The sequence below is a fragment of the Amycolatopsis sp. NBC_01488 genome (genome assembly GCF_036227105.1).
Taxonomy (GTDB): Bacteria; Actinomycetota; Actinomycetes; order Mycobacteriales; family Pseudonocardiaceae; genus Amycolatopsis.
Genome location: NZ_CP109434.1, coordinates 2495878 through 2509431 on the forward strand (window position 1 = coordinate 2495878; position 13554 = coordinate 2509431).

Sequence of the window (13554 nt, forward strand, 5' to 3'; positions counted from 1 at the left end):
GCGTACTGTGAAAACGTGCGCCTTGAAAACACGACATCCTGGCGAGCCGGCTGGAGCAGCGAGAACGAGATCGACGTCGCGCTGTACATCCGTGACGCCCTGGCCCTGTCCGTTTCCGAAGGACAGGTGCTGCCGCCGGTGGAGCCGCGGGTTCCGGTGCACGTCCCGCCCGAGATCGACCGCGCGGCCGTCCAGGCGCAGTGGGCCGACTGGTGGGTCGACCTGCTGGCCTTCCTCCGCAACCGCGAGGACCCCGACCCGCGCAGCCCCCGCTCCCGCTACGGCAGGCCCGCGCTCGCGCAGGGTTCGGCGATGCGGCAGGCCCTCGAGTTCTTCGGGCCGGCCGCGGCCCGCCACTTCGCCAACGCGCGCGGGCCCGCTCTGCGCGGCGCGGGCGAGCCGTCGGGCGGCACGCCGTGGGCGCCCGGCTTCTACCGGCGTCAGATCGTGGCCGGCGAGCGGCTCGGCCAGCTGGTCCGCGAGGCCGAAGTCCGGCAGGGCCGGCGCGCCTACCCGTTCCGGCTGAACGTCATCGAGATCTCCGTCGCCGGCTCGATCTGGCTGCGCACGGCCGAGGACCAGCTGCTCGTCTCGTCCCGGCTCGCCGAAGACGGCCCCGGCCTCGAAGCCGTGCTCCGCGACGTGATCGACCAGCTCGTCTGAGCCCCGGCTTTCATAAACCGAGCACGCGGTCTAATAATAAGCGGCATGGAGACGACCGTCGACGAGCCGTCGTGGCTGCGCACCGCGTCCTGGATCGGCTGCCCGCTGGCCGGCGGCGCGCTCGGCGTGGGCGTCTGGGCCGTCGCCGCGGTCGCCGGCGGGCTCGTGCTCGGCCTGGTGTTCGCCGTGATCTGGGCGGCCGAGCGCCTGGTCGTGACGGTGTCGCCGACGCGGGTCACGCTGGTCCGCGGCGACCGGACGCGGCGCATCGAAGCCGACCTCGAAGCCGTCTACCTGGACGGCAAGGAGCTCGTCCTGCGCACCACCGACGGCCGAGAGATCGCCCGCGAGAAGACCGACCTGCGCAACGACGAGCTGGCGCCCGCCTTCGCCCAACACGGCTACCCCTGGCGCGACGAACCCCCGGTTGAGCGATGAGGACGGTCGACCCGGCCAAGCACGCGGCCAAGCGCGCGTCGATCGTCGACGCCGCCGCCGGCTGCTTCGCCGAGAAGGGCTTCGAGCGGACGACGACGGCGGACATCTGCCGGGCCGCGGGCATCAGCTCCGGCAGCCTCTTCCACTACTTCCCCAACAAGCGCGCGATCTTCACGGCGATCTTCACCGACGACGCCGTCGAGACGGCCGAACGCCTCGAAACCGCGGCGAAGGCGGCGGACCCGTTGGCCGCCCTGCTCGACGTCGTAACCGAGCTGGCCGGGCAGGTCGCACACCCCGCCGTCGTCCGGCTGGTCCTGGAGGCCGCCGCACAGGCCGCCCGCGACGACGAATTCGCCGAACTGATCCAGCGCAACGACGGCGCACTCCGCGACGGCCTGGCCGTACTGGTCGAGCGGGCCGCCGACGCCGGGCGGATCGACCCCGGCGTTCCCGCCCGCGCGGCGGCCGGCTGGGTCGCCGGGCTGATCGACGCGATGATTTCGCGGGCCGGCCTCGACCCGGACCTCGACCTGGCCGCCGAGCAGGCGGTCCTGCGGACGATCCTGGTCCGGTTCCTGCGTCCCGTTCCGCCCCCGGATGACGCCTGAATCCGCCAAACTGGTGGAATCTGGCGGAACCGGGACGGGGTGGTGCGCATGGCGTGGTTTCGCAAGGACGGCTCCGTCGATCCCGACGACACCCCCACCGGTCAGATCGCGGCCGTCAGCATCACCCGGATCATCGAGGAAGCCGACACCGAACAGGGAACCGACGGCGCGACCGCGGCGTCGGACACCGATGTGCACCCCCTGCAGCAGCCGGTCGTGTCGGACCTCGGCCGAGCGCTCGCCGATCGGCAGGCGCTGATCCAGATGTGCCTGTACGCGCTGGACCGCGCCCGCAGCGGCGGTGTCGTCGAACGCCTCGAAGCGGGCCTCGCCGCGATCGGCGTCCAGGCCCTGCGGCCGGACGGCCAGCGGTTCGACCCGGCCCGCCACGAGGCAGGCGCCGCCATCCCCACCGAAGACCCGGCGCTCGACGGCGTCGTCGCCGAAACCGAGGTCACCGGCTTCGCCGACCACGACCGGCTGCTGCGTGCCCCGATCGTCACCGTCTACGCGAAGAAGAACCCGTGAGCGCACCCACCGCGCCGAGCCTGCCTGCGCAGGTCCAGGCGGCGCGCGACCAGCTGCTGACCCTCCTGCGCGACGCCGACGCGAGCGCGGCGAAGTGGGTCGAGGAGGTCCGGAAGACCCGGCCGAAGAAGCCGGCGGTGGTGGTCGTCGGCGAGACGAACCGCGGGAAGAGCTCGCTGGTCAACGCGCTGCTCGCGACGCCAGGACTGTCCCCTGTGGACGCGGACGTCGCCACCGCGACCTACCTGGTCTTCGACCACGCCGACGTGTGGGGCGCGCAGGCCTGCTACCCCGGCCAGCTCGCGCCGGTGCCGATCGACCTCGGCCAGCTGATCAACTGGGTCTCCGCGGCGCACGAGCTGCCGCCGGGCCAGATCCCGCCGCGGTACGTCGAGGTCACCGGGCCGGTACCGCTGCTGACGCGGCTTTCGCTGGTCGACACCCCGGGCGTCGGCGGGCTCGACTCGCTGCACGGCGAGCTCGCCAAGGAAGCCGCCGCGGGCGCGACCGCGCTGCTGTTCGTCGTCGACGCGTCGGCGCCGTTCACCTCGACCGAGCTGCAGTTCCTGCGCGACGTCGGCGAGCGCGTCGAGACCGTGGTGTTCGCGCTGACCAAGGTGGACGTGTTCCGCGGCTGGCGCGAGGTCGCCGACGCCGACCGGCAGCTGCTGCGCGAGCACGCGCCGCGCTTCGCCGACGCGGTGTTCCACCCGGTGTCGGCGCGGATGTTCGAGACCGCGGCGAAGGCGCCCAACGAGCAGATGGCCGCGATGCTGCGGGAGAAGTCCGGCGTCGCCGCGGTGCAGACGGCGCTGCAGGAGCTGCTCGTCGGCCGCTCGGCGATGCTCGGCGAGGCGAACACGCTGCGTGCACTCTTCAGCGCGCTCGGCGAGCAGAAGGCCAAGCTGCAGGCCGAAAGCCGGGCGCTGTCCGCGGGCGAGGCCGAGGCCGAGCAGCTGCGCGACCGCCGTGACCAGCTGCAGGCCGAGCGCCGGACGTCGACCCGCGGCTGGCAGCTGAAGCTGCGCGGCGAGGTGCAGCGCACCCGCGTCGAGGTCCTGCACGAGAGCAGCAGGCAGATGCGCGACGCGCAGACCCACTTCCGCCAGCTGATCGACGCGGCGAAGCGCGACGAGCTGGCCGCGTTGCCGCAGCAGGTCGACATCGCGTTGCAGACGACGTCGCAGCGCATCTCGATGCTGCTCTCGCAACGCCTCAACCAGGTCACCAACGTCTCGCTGTCGGAGCTGTTCTCGCCCGAGGAGCTCGACGTCATCCGCGCGCAGTTCGCCCGGGCCGGCGGCCCGCCAGTGGTACTGCGCCCGCCCGACAAGAAGCCGCCGACGGCCGAGGACAAGCTGCTCGTCTTCATGGGCATCTCGGGCGGCGTCGGCGCCGGCAAGGTGGCCGCGCTGCCGCTGGCCGGCGTCGCGATCCTCAACCCCGTCGTGCTGCCCGCGACGATCATCATCGGCCTCGGCGCCGGCTGGTGGATGGCCCGCACGCGCAAGCACGCGGCCGACAAGCAGCACATGAAGCAGTGGCTGGTCGAGGCCATCGCGGACGCGCGGTCGATGCTCGACCAGCTCGTCGCCGAGCAGCTCATCGAAGCCGAGCAGCAGCTGTCGATGGCGCTGGACGAGGCGCTCGGCCGGCGCATCGACGCGATCGAGGCCGAGCTGAAGGAAGTCGACAAGACGATCAAGATGGGCGCGCAGGAACGCGCCAAGAAGATCGCGATCGTCTCGAAGCGGCTCAAAGAGGTCAGCGAGGGCCGTGAGCGGGCCGAAGCCTTCCTGACCCGGATCCGGGCACTGCGGGACAAGACGGCCTGAGCACCCGTCCGGTTGTGGAGCGGAACCGAACGGGCCTACGGTGAGTCGTACCCTCCGACAGCAGGTCAGAGACGGCATCATCCGGTTCTAAGGGGGCAGTTCCCATGTGGGTCGACGAGAGCGGCGGCAGCGACACCGATGCCAGCGGCACGGAGGCGATGACCGTCCACGTCGACGGCCAGGAGTACCAGGCCGAGGTCAACTACGACCTGAACCAGGACGGCGTCAACGACACCGCGATCGTCGAGCACGACGACGGCACCGCCCAGGCGTTCACCGACACGAACCACGACGGTCAGGCCGACCAGTACACCGTGCTGGACGACTCCGGGCACGTCGTCGAGCAGGCCGTCTACGACGAGGCCAGCGGCGAATGGGTGCAGAGCGGCCACGGCGGCCACGACGACTCCGGCACCAGCGGTCACGACGACAGCTCCGGCGGCCACATCCACGCGGACATGCCGGACGGCGAGGTCGACGCGGGCGCCGCGACGATCGACACCGACCACGACGGGCACAACGACACCGCCATCGTCGAGACGAAGAGCGGCGGCACGATCGCCTTCACCGACAAGGACGGCGACGGCGAAGCCGACATCGCGGTCCAGACCGAATCGGACGGCACGACCACGACGTTCGAGCACACCGGAGCCGGTCAGTGGACCGAGGTCTCCAGTGGACTGACGGACTCCGGCAGCGACCAGCAGCTCGGCGACCCGGCCGACGACGCGGCGTGGGGCGCGGCCGGAACGCAGACGCTCGAGGGCGTCGCACGGATCGACTCCGGCACCGGGCAGTGGATCTCCCCCAACTGAAAGTAACCCAGGTCACAGTTTGAAAGCCCGGTGCGCGAGCGCCGGGCTTTCTTCATGTCTTCAATGAAAACAACCTGGTCACGGGCGTGATCGCGGTCACCGGAAGATTTACTGCGAATGCACCGTTCCGGTGACGTCTGAATCGATTCCCTTATCGTTCTTGTGAGAGAACGTACACGTCAGCTATCGGTTACCTGCCGGTCATGCGGCTACTCTCGAGGAATCCCAAACCACGCACACCGGTTCGCCAGCCGGTGTGCGAAGCCATTCGGTCGCCGGCAATGGAGCCCGCGCCGGGACAGCGTCGTTCCGGTGCGGGCTCATTTGTCGTCGGAAGTCAGGAGTAGAGATGACCGCAGTCGCCATCCCCGGACTGGACACCGCGCCGACGACGCACAGTGGCGTGCTGTCCTTCGTCCGGGAGGTCGCCGAGCTGACCACCCCGGACCGCGTGGTGTGGGTCGACGGGTCTGACGAAGAAGCCGCCCGGATCAACCAGGAGCTGGTCGAGGCCGGCACGTTCGTGCAGCTCAAGTCGAAGCCCAACTCCTTCTGGGCCACTTCCGACCCGAACGACGTCGCCCGCGTGGAAGACCGGACCTTCATCTGCTCGGAGCGTCCTGAGGACGCCGGCCCCACCAACAACTGGATGGACCCGGCCGAGATGAAGGCCACCATGACCGAGCTCTTCCGGGGCTCGATGCGCGGCCGCACGATGTACGTCATCCCCTTCTGCATGGGTCCCCTCGCCGACGAGAATCCCAAGCTGGGTATCGAAATCACCGATTTCGCCTACGTCGTCGCTTCGATGCGCGTGATGACCCGCGCGGGCAGGGCGGCCCTCGACAAGTTCGTCGCGCCGGACGGCAGCGAGCGCGAATTCGTGCCCGCGCTGCACTCCGTCGGCAAGCCGCTGGAACCGGGTGAGAAGGACGTTTCCTGGCCCTGCAACACGACGAAGTACATTTCGCACTTCCCCGAAGAGCGCGCGATCTGGAGCTACGGCTCGGGATACGGCGGCAACTCGCTGCTGGGCAAGAAGTGCTACTCGCTGCGCATCGCCTCGGTGATGGCGCGCGACGAGGGCTGGCTCGCCGAGCACATGCTGATCCTCAAGCTGATCTCGCCCGAGGACAAGGTCCACTACGTCGCGGCCGCGTTCCCGAGCGCCTGCGGCAAGACCAACCTCGCCATGCTGCAGCCGACCATCCCGGGCTGGCGCGCCGAGACCCTCGGCGACGACATCGCCTGGATGCGCTTCGGCGAGGATGGCCGCCTCTACGCGGTCAACCCCGAGTTCGGCTTCTTCGGCGTCGCGCCGGGCACCGACTGGCACACCAACCCGAACGCGATGCGCACGATCGAGAAGGGCAACACGGTCTTCACGAACGTCGCCCTGACCGACGACGGCGACATCTGGTGGGAAGGCATGGAGAACAAGCCCGCCCACGCCACGTCGTGGAAGCACGAGGACTGGACGCCGGAGTCCACGGAGAAGGCCGCCCACCCGAACTCGCGCTACTGCACGCCGATGTCGCAGTGCCCGATCCTCGCGCCGGAGTGGGACGACCCGAAGGGCGTGCCGATCTCGGCGATCCTGTTCGGCGGCCGCCGCAAGACGACGGTGCCGCTGGTCAACGAGGCCCGCGACTGGCAGCACGGCGTGTTCATGGGCGCCACGATGTCGTCGGAAACCACCGCTGCGGCAGCCGGCGCGGTCGGCAACGTGCGGCGCGACCCGATGGCGATGCTGCCGTTCCTCGGCTACCACGCCGGTGACTACTTCAAGCACTGGCTGACCCTGGGCAAGAACGCCGACGCGAACAAGCTGCCGAAGATCTTCTACGTCAACTGGTTCCGCCGCGGCGACGACGGCCGCTTCCTGTGGCCGGGCTTCGGCGAGAACTCGCGGATCCTCAAGTGGGTCGTCGAGCGCGTCGAGGGTCGCGGCAACGCCGTCGAGACGCCGGTCGGCTTCGTGCCGCGGGCCGAGGACCTCGACACCGAGGGCCTCACCGAGCCGATCGAGGACATCCAGGCCGCCCTGGACGTCAAGCCCGAGGAGTGGCGCGAGGAGCTACCGCTCATCGAGGAGTGGTTCGCGAAGATCGGCGAGGTCCCGACCTCGCTGCGTGACGAGCTCGACGCGCTGGCCCAGCGCCTCGGCTGAAGCTCCTGACCGAGAAGGGGACGTCCCGAGTGGACGTTCCCTTCTCCGCGTCTGCCGGTAGGTTCGCGCCATGAGACCGTTCCGCTTCGGGGTGGCCCTGGTGGCGCCCGGCTCACGGGCCGAGTGGGTGGCGAAGTGCCGTCAGGCCGAGGACCTCGGCTACGACGTCGTCGGCGTGGTCGACCACCTCGGGCGGGTCGCACCGGTGCCCGCGTTGCTGCTCGCCGCCGAGGCCACCGAGCGGGTCCGGCTGAACACCTTCGTGCTCAACGCGAGCTTCCACAACCCGGTCCTGCTGGCCCGCGACCTCGCCGGGCTCGACGAGTTCACCGGCGGCCGCCTCGAGGTCGGGATCGGCGCCGGGTACGTCCGTGCGGAGTTCGAGGCCGCCGGGATCGCGTGGGGCACGCCCGGGCAGCGGTTCGACCGGGTCGTCCGCGCGGTCGCGGAACTCGAGCGCGCGTACGAGTCCCGGCCCCGGCCGCCGCTGCTGCTCGGCGGCCGCGGCGACCGCATGCTGACCTTCGCGGCCGAGCACGCCGACACCATCGCCTTCACCGGCACCGCGCCCGGCGCGGCCGAGGGGCGGCTGGCCCTGGCCGGTCCCGCCGCGCTCGCCGAGCGGGTCGGCTTCGTGAAACGGGCGCTCGGCGGCCGTGACACCGAGCTCAACCTGCTGATCCACTTCATCCGGATCACCCGCGACCGGCGGGCGGCACTCGAAGCGGCCCACCGGCTCGTGCCGCACCTGGCCGTCGACGAGCTCGGCGAGCTGCCCACGGTGGTCATCGGTTCGGCGGAAGCGGCGGCCGAGCAACTGCTGCGCACGCGGGAAACCCTCGGCGTCAGCTATTTCACGGTGATCGAAGAGGACCTGACCAGGCTCGCCCCGGTGATCGAAAAGCTCCGCTGAGTACCTTGTCGGTATGACTGGGGAATTCCGCTTCGGCGTCAACATGGTCGTGCCGGACAGCCGGGCCGCGTGGGTCGGGAAGTGCCGCAAGGTCGAGGATCTCGGCTACGACGTGCTGTCCGCGGCCGACCACCTCGGCATGGCCCCGCCGTTCCCGGCGCTCGTGCTCGCCGGCGAAGTCACTTCGCGCGTCAAGTTGAACACCTTCGTGCTCAACGCGCCTTTCTACAACCCGGTGCTGCTCGCGCGCGAGGTCACCGGCACCGACCAGTTCACCGACGGACGGCTGGAGCTGGGGCTCGGCGCGGGGTACGTCAAAGAGGAGTTCGAGGCGGCCGGGATGCCGTTTCCGTCCGCACGCGAGCGCGTCGACCACCTCGAGCGGACGATCCTCGGACTGAAGCGGCTGTATGCGGATCCTGAACACAAGCCGGCGCCGGTGCGTCCCGAAGGGCCACCGCTGCTGCTCGGCGGCCGCGGCGACCGGATCCTGACCCTCGCCGCCGAGCACGCCGACATCATCGGCTTCACCGGCACGGCGAAGACGGCGGACGGCGCTCCGCTCGGCCTGGCCACGTCCGAGGACATCGAGGAGCGCATCGGGTTCGTCCGGTCGAAGCTCGGTGACCGCGACGCCGAGTTCAACCTGCTCGTCCACTTCGTGAACGTCACCGAAGACCGCAAGGCCGGGCTCGAAGACCTCGAGAAGCTGGTCGGCGGTCAGCAGTCCCTCGCGCAGCTCGCCGAGCTGCCCACCGCGCTGGTCGGCTCGCCCGCCGAGGTCGCCGAGCAGCTCCACGCGCACCGCGAGCGGTTCGGCCTCACCTACTACACCGTCCTGGAGCAGAACATGGACCAGTTCGCCCCGGTGCTCGAAGCGCTCCGATGATCGACGCGAGGGGCATCGGCGTCCGCGCCGGCGAGCTGTGGCTGTTCGACGACCTGGACTTCTCCGTCGACCCGGGCGAGTGCGCCGCGATCGTCGGCCCGAACGGCGTCGGCAAGTCGACCCTGATGCGCTGCTTCTACGGCATGCAGAAGCCGCAGCGGGGCCGCGTGCTGGTGGACGGCAAGGCGCCGGACGAGCGGGACGTCGAGTTCCGCCGCAAGGTGTCCGTGCTGTTCGACGACTCCGACTTCTTCGCCGAGCTGACGCCGTTGCAGCACCTCGAACTGCTGTCGGGTTCGTTCGGTGCCGACCTCGGCGACCACGAGGAGCTGTTGCGTGACGCGGGCCTTGGCGAACGCATGCGCGTCACGTCCGGGCACTTCTCCGCGGGCCAGCGCCGCCGGCTGCTCCTGCTCGGCGTCACCGCGCGGCCGCACACTGTGCTGCTGCTCGACGAGCCGGAGCGCGCGCTCGACGTGGCCGGCAAGGAGTGGCTGGTCGAGGTGATCGCCCGATCGACGGCGGCCGGCGCGGCGGTCGTGGTGGCCACGCACCACCCGCCGCTGCTCGAAGCCGCGGACAGCGTCCTCGAACTGTGGTGACCCTGGCACCTCGTCGGATGCGGATCCCGGGCCGGAAGCGGTTCGGCGGGATCTTCAGCGGCGACACCGCGTCGTTCGTCTTCCTGTTCGGCTTCGGGTTCCTGTTCACCGCGTTCTTCCACGTCGACGCCTGGCGCAAGGCCGTCTACGGCTCGTCTCACGTGGACTTCCCGGCCGTGCTCGGCCTGGTCACGCTCTGCTGCGCGGTGGCCTGGCGCGGCCTGCTGCGCCGCGGGTTCGTCTGGGTCGAGCCGGCCGAGCTGACCTGGCTCGACTTCGCGCCGGTGGACCGCGGTCGCGTCGTCACACTGCGGCTGCTCGGCGCCTGGACCGGCGTGGCGACGGTGACGGGCTACCTGGCCGCGCTGATGCTCGCCGTCGGCGGGGCCGGGCTCGACCAGTGGCGGGCGGGCATCGCCGTCGTCGCCGCGACGGCCGTGGTCGCGGTCGCTTCGGCGCGGCGGACGTCGTTGCGCTTCGACGCGGCCGGCCCGCTGGTGCTGGCGGTCTTCGGGCTGGCGATCACGGCGTTCGGCCTCGGCCCGGTGGCCGTCCAGTTCGGCGCCGCGGGCGTACTGGTCGCGGCGCTGCCGCTGGCGTTCGGCGGCGAGCCGGTGGCGCGCGCGGGCCGGTCCGCGCTGCTCGCCGGGTGGGACGGCCGGGTGCTGCGCTCGGTCGCCGTCACCTTCCTCGACCCGATGATGCTGCTCCCGCCGTCCGCGCCGATCGGCCTTTCCCTCCGGCGGCCGACGGTGGCGCGGCTGGCGTTGGCGGGCACGCTCGGCCGGTCACGCTACGCGGGAGCGGCGGTGCTGGTCGGCTTCGCGGTGGTCGTCGCGCACCTCGCGCTGCCGACCCTGCCGGGCGCGGTGCTGGTCGGTATCGGCGCGTACGTCGCGCTGACGCCGTTCGGCGCCGGGCTCGGCGAGCTGTGGCGCAACCCGGGCCGTCGCCGCTGGCTGGGGTCGACGAACCGCGAGCTGGTGCTGGCGCACGGCGTGGTGCTCGCCGTCGTGGGCCTGCTCTGGACGGGTGTCCTCGCGGCGGTGGCCTTCGCGGCCGGGACGTCGTTCGCCTTGGGCGCGTGGCCGGCGGTGCCGCTGGCGGTGCTGTCGATCCTGCGCACGGTCACGCGGACGGCCGTCGACTACGCGAACCCGGGCTTCGTCGACACGCCGATGGGCCCGATGCCCGCCAACCTGACCCGGCAGCTCTTCCGGGGCCTCGACCTGCTGGTGGTGGGCATCGTGGTGCTGTCGGCGGCCATTTGACCTACGCTCGTTCCGACGAAGGGAGCACCTGTGGGCGGCGGACACGCACCGGGCGTCGGGCGGAGGGCGACCAGCGAGTTCCCGCCCGGCTGGAGCAACGAGCACATCATCTCGGTGGTCAAGGACGTCGCGAACGACCCGAGCGAAGCCCGGCGGCAGCAGCTCAACGGCCGTTGGCGCTGCGCGGGTGAGCGCTACAACGTCCACGTGATCGTACTGGTCGAGGAGAACGGCCACGTCCACACGGCGTACCCGGTGGCGGGCCCAGGCGTGACCCGCAACCCGGACGCGGCCCGCGACCCGGCGAACCCGACGGTGGCGGACCTGAAGGAGAACCGGATCAGCTTCTTCGCGGACAGCGTGCTGACCCACCTGGCGGACCGGCTCTCCCCGGAGGACTACACGCACTACCGGACCTTGCTGTGGTCCGGCGAGTGGGAGGAACTGGCCGACGTCCTGTCGGCGCACGCGGTCAAGCGGGGCTTCGGGTTCTCGGCGGACGAGTTTTCGGACTTCGAGAAGCTGCTGAACAGCTACGACCTGCCGGTCGCGGGCTGCGCGTTCCTCAACGACCGCGACCACATCCTGAACCAGCTGCGCCCGCTCCACTAGAAGTCGTAACCGCTGAAGTCGGCGACCGGGCGGGGTCGGTGAACAGCACGACGTCCGTCGCGGTCGGCGCGGCGGTGAGCTGCGCCTAGCTCGCCTGCGAAAGCGGCGACCCAGCCGGCGCGACAGCCGCCCGCAGTTCCGCCAACGGCAGCCCCACGGCGTCCGCGATGGCCGCCACCGTGAAGAACGCCGGCGTCGGAATCCGCCCGGTCTCGATCTTCCGGAGCGTCTCGACCGAGATCCCGGCCTCCCCGGCGACGTCGACCATGCTCCGGCCGGCCCGCGCCGTGCGCAGTGCCTGGCCGAGGCGTTCGCCCCGTTCGCGCTCTTCGTCCGTCAGCGGCACTCGCACCATGACCGTGATTCTAATACCACTAGTTGTCCACCGCCTGTGGACAACTCTGTGCACAGGTGTGGAAAAGGCCCCGCCGGACCGAAGTCCGACGGGGCCCCACTAGCCCTTGTGGTGTCAGGCGCCCGGAGGCACCGGAAGTGCCACGCCCGGCAGGCTCTGGTCGTTCGGCACGACGCCGTCGACCAGGTAGGCCTCCACGACCTTGTCCACACCCGCGTTGCCGCCGGCGTAGATGCCGTGGTCACCCTCGCCGGTGATCGTCAGCATCCGCGAGTTCGCGAACGCCTGGTGCGCGCGCCGCGCGCCCTCGATCGGGGTCGCCGGGTCGTGCTCCGACTCGACGATCAGCACCGGCGGGACACCCCTGCCGTCCAGCACGGGCAGCGGCGCCGGGGTCTTCTTCCAGAACAGGCACGGCTGGATGAACCAGCCCGCGCCGAGCAGGGGCAGCTGCTGATCGATCAGCTTCTGCGACTGCTTGATGGCGCTGTGGGTGGAGCCGGTCCACGGACCCTCGTTGCACGGGATGGTCCAGAACGACGCGTCGTACGAGTCGCCGTCGGTCGGGACCATCAGCGGCTGTGCGCCGGAGGTCTCGGTGCTCTTGTCGGCGGCCTTGACCTTCTGCGCGGCCGACGTCTTGGCCTGCGCCGACGCGGTGCCCTGGGTCAGCGTGCGGACGCTGACCAGGTAGTCGGCCAGCGCCGGGAAGGCGCGCTTCGAGTAGATCTGCGACGCGATGAACGAGTCCAGGCCGTTGGCCGACACGCTCGAGCCGTCGGGCAGGGTGACCGCGCCCTGGGTCAGGGCGTAGCGGACCTGCTCGTAGGTCTGGCGGGCCGCCTCGCCGGTGGTGCCGAAGTGGTAGAGCTTGTCGTACTTCGCCATCCACGGGAGGAAGTCCTGCCGCCAGCGACGCTCGAAGCCGAGCGGCTGCCAGTCGAACGACTTCTGCCAGGTCGTGGTGAACTCCGTCGAGGAGTCGAGCACGAACCGGCCGGTGCGCGTCGGGTAGGCCTGCGCGTAGTGCGCGCCCATCCAGGTGCCCGCCGAGTAGCCGACCCAGTTGATCTTGTCGCGGCCGAGCAGTACGCGCAGCAGGTCGATGTCCTTGACCGTCTGGTCGGTGTTGATCAGCGGGCCCAGCTCGCCGGACTTCTGCTGGCACGACAGCGCCGCGTACTTCGTCGCCTGGAGGATCAGGTCCAGGTTCTGCTTGCTGCGGTCACGCGGGTCCAGGTCCGAGCCGGTGCCGATGGCGCCGCCGCACGTGATGTTCGTGCTCTTGCCGGTGCCGCGCGGGTCGAACCCGACGATCTCCTGGTGCTCCCGCAGCTTCGGCTGGTTGCGCAGCCGGGCCGGGAAGTTCCGCCCGGGCGCGCCCGGGCCGCCGGGGTTGGTGACGACGCTGGCGGTCGCGTCCTTGGTCGCCTTCAGGCGGCTGACCGCGATGGTCAGGTCGATCTGGGCGTTCGCCTGGTACCAGTTGCGTGGCGTCCGGTACGTCGCGCACTCCATGTCCTCGGCACCCGCGGGCGGGGCCGTCGGCAGCTCGGAGGGGACGGCGCACTTGTGCCAGTCCAGCTTCTGGTTCGCGTACTGCGCCGGGATGTTCGTGGAGTTCAGCGGCTGCTTGGCCGCCGCGACCTCCTGGCCTGCGAACGCAGGGGTGAACCCGGCCAGCAGGGTGCCGGCGATCGCCGGGATCACCACCGCGTAGCGAAGTCGTGTCATACGGTTGCCCCTCTTGGGTTTTCGCGTGCGGAGTCGGCTATTCCTATCGGGCCGGTCAGGGCAGGGCAACCGACGTTGGTCGGCAACGCGGAACGCGGCGATCAAATCGATATCGGAC

At 70.7% G+C, this 13554-nt stretch carries 14 protein-coding genes; 12 read left to right on the forward strand and 2 right to left on the reverse strand.

All coding sequences use genetic code 11. The features are described from left to right. The first annotated feature begins 15 nt into the window (after nt 1-15). The 12 genes from OG738_RS11975 to OG738_RS12030 all read left to right on the forward strand — a co-directional run bounded on the left by OG738_RS11975 (nt 16) and on the right by OG738_RS12030 (nt 11347). Nucleotides 16-663, forward strand: a complete 648-nt coding sequence (locus tag OG738_RS11975; RefSeq protein WP_329053629.1) for a hypothetical protein — start codon at nt 16-18, stop codon at nt 661-663. Between the two features lie 45 nt (nt 664-708). Beyond that, nucleotides 709-1101, forward strand: coding sequence for a YqeB family protein (locus OG738_RS11980; RefSeq protein ID WP_329053630.1), 393 nt, complete (start codon nt 709-711; stop codon nt 1099-1101). Further along, entirely contained in the window at nt 1098-1712 is a 615-nt protein-coding gene (locus tag OG738_RS11985) for a TetR/AcrR family transcriptional regulator (RefSeq protein WP_329053631.1), read from the forward strand. Before OG738_RS11980 ends, OG738_RS11985 begins: the two co-directional genes overlap by 4 nt. A gap of 48 nt (nt 1713-1760) precedes the next feature. Further along, nucleotides 1761-2240, forward strand: coding sequence for a nucleotide exchange factor GrpE (locus OG738_RS11990; protein WP_329053632.1), 480 nt, complete (start codon nt 1761-1763; stop codon nt 2238-2240). After that, nucleotides 2237-4075, forward strand: coding sequence for a dynamin family protein (locus OG738_RS11995; protein ID WP_329053634.1), 1839 nt, complete (start codon nt 2237-2239; stop codon nt 4073-4075). The genes OG738_RS11990 and OG738_RS11995 overlap by 4 nt, the downstream gene beginning before the upstream one ends. 104 nt (nt 4076-4179) lie before the next feature. Beyond that, a complete protein-coding gene (locus tag OG738_RS12000) occupies nt 4180-4890 on the forward strand; it encodes a DUF6802 family protein (RefSeq protein WP_329053636.1) in 711 nt (236 codons plus the stop codon). 349 nt (nt 4891-5239) lie between these two features. Continuing rightward, nucleotides 5240-7060 (forward strand): phosphoenolpyruvate carboxykinase (GTP), encoded by a 1821-nt coding sequence (locus tag OG738_RS12005; RefSeq protein ID WP_329053637.1) that lies wholly within the window; start codon nt 5240-5242, stop codon nt 7058-7060. A 70-nt stretch (nt 7061-7130) separates the two neighbouring features. Next, a complete protein-coding gene (locus OG738_RS12010) occupies nt 7131-7973 on the forward strand; it encodes a TIGR03621 family F420-dependent LLM class oxidoreductase (RefSeq protein ID WP_329053639.1) in 843 nt (280 codons plus the stop codon). Nucleotides 7974-7986: 13 nt separating this feature from the next. After that, complete coding sequence (locus OG738_RS12015) at nt 7987-8862, forward strand: LLM class F420-dependent oxidoreductase (RefSeq protein ID WP_329053640.1); 876 nt, start codon at nt 7987-7989, stop codon at nt 8860-8862. Further along, nucleotides 8859-9464, forward strand: coding sequence for an ABC transporter ATP-binding protein (locus OG738_RS12020; protein WP_329053641.1), 606 nt, complete (start codon nt 8859-8861; stop codon nt 9462-9464). The genes OG738_RS12015 and OG738_RS12020 overlap by 4 nt, the downstream gene beginning before the upstream one ends. Then, nucleotides 9458-10735 (forward strand): hypothetical protein, encoded by a 1278-nt coding sequence (locus OG738_RS12025; protein ID WP_329053643.1) that lies wholly within the window; start codon nt 9458-9460, stop codon nt 10733-10735. Before OG738_RS12020 ends, OG738_RS12025 begins: the two co-directional genes overlap by 7 nt. A 30-nt stretch (nt 10736-10765) precedes the next feature. Then, nucleotides 10766-11347 (forward strand): EndoU domain-containing protein, encoded by a 582-nt coding sequence (locus tag OG738_RS12030; protein ID WP_329053645.1) that lies wholly within the window; start codon nt 10766-10768, stop codon nt 11345-11347. Between the two features lie 85 nt (nt 11348-11432). On the opposite strand, the gene OG738_RS12035 is transcribed toward OG738_RS12030, so the two are convergent. Both OG738_RS12035 and OG738_RS12040 read right to left on the reverse strand, forming a co-directional pair. Next, entirely contained in the window at nt 11433-11702 is a 270-nt protein-coding gene (locus OG738_RS12035) for a helix-turn-helix domain-containing protein (protein ID WP_329053647.1), read from the reverse strand. Nucleotides 11703-11816: 114 nt separating this feature from the next. Continuing rightward, the gene (locus OG738_RS12040) at nt 11817-13436 is read right to left on the reverse strand and encodes an alpha/beta hydrolase (RefSeq protein ID WP_329053649.1); all 1620 of its coding nucleotides are present in this window, start codon (nt 13434-13436) and stop codon (nt 11817-11819) included. Nucleotides 13437-13554 lie beyond the last annotated feature (118 nt).

What these genes read in the sequence shown, in the direction of transcription:
- OG738_RS11980 (WP_329053630.1), top strand. Translation starts at nt 709, where the DNA reads ATGGAGACGACCGTCGACGAGCCGTCGTGGCTGCGCACCGCGTCCTGG.
- OG738_RS11985 (WP_329053631.1), top strand. Translation starts at nt 1,098, where the DNA reads ATGAGGACGGTCGACCCGGCCAAGCACGCGGCCAAGCGCGCGTCGATC.
- OG738_RS11990 (WP_329053632.1), top strand. Translation starts at nt 1,761, where the DNA reads ATGGCGTGGTTTCGCAAGGACGGCTCCGTCGATCCCGACGACACCCCC.
- OG738_RS12000 (WP_329053636.1), top strand. Translation starts at nt 4,180, where the DNA reads ATGTGGGTCGACGAGAGCGGCGGCAGCGACACCGATGCCAGCGGCACG.
- OG738_RS12005 (WP_329053637.1), top strand. Translation starts at nt 5,240, where the DNA reads ATGACCGCAGTCGCCATCCCCGGACTGGACACCGCGCCGACGACGCAC.
- OG738_RS12010 (WP_329053639.1), top strand. Translation starts at nt 7,131, where the DNA reads ATGAGACCGTTCCGCTTCGGGGTGGCCCTGGTGGCGCCCGGCTCACGG.
- OG738_RS12015 (WP_329053640.1), top strand. Translation starts at nt 7,987, where the DNA reads ATGACTGGGGAATTCCGCTTCGGCGTCAACATGGTCGTGCCGGACAGC.
- OG738_RS12020 (WP_329053641.1), top strand. Translation starts at nt 8,859, where the DNA reads ATGATCGACGCGAGGGGCATCGGCGTCCGCGCCGGCGAGCTGTGGCTG.
- OG738_RS12035 (WP_329053647.1), bottom strand. Translation starts at nt 11,702, where the DNA reads ATGGTGCGAGTGCCGCTGACGGACGAAGAGCGCGAACGGGGCGAACGC.
- OG738_RS12040 (WP_329053649.1), bottom strand. Translation starts at nt 13,436, where the DNA reads ATGACACGACTTCGCTACGCGGTGGTGATCCCGGCGATCGCCGGCACC.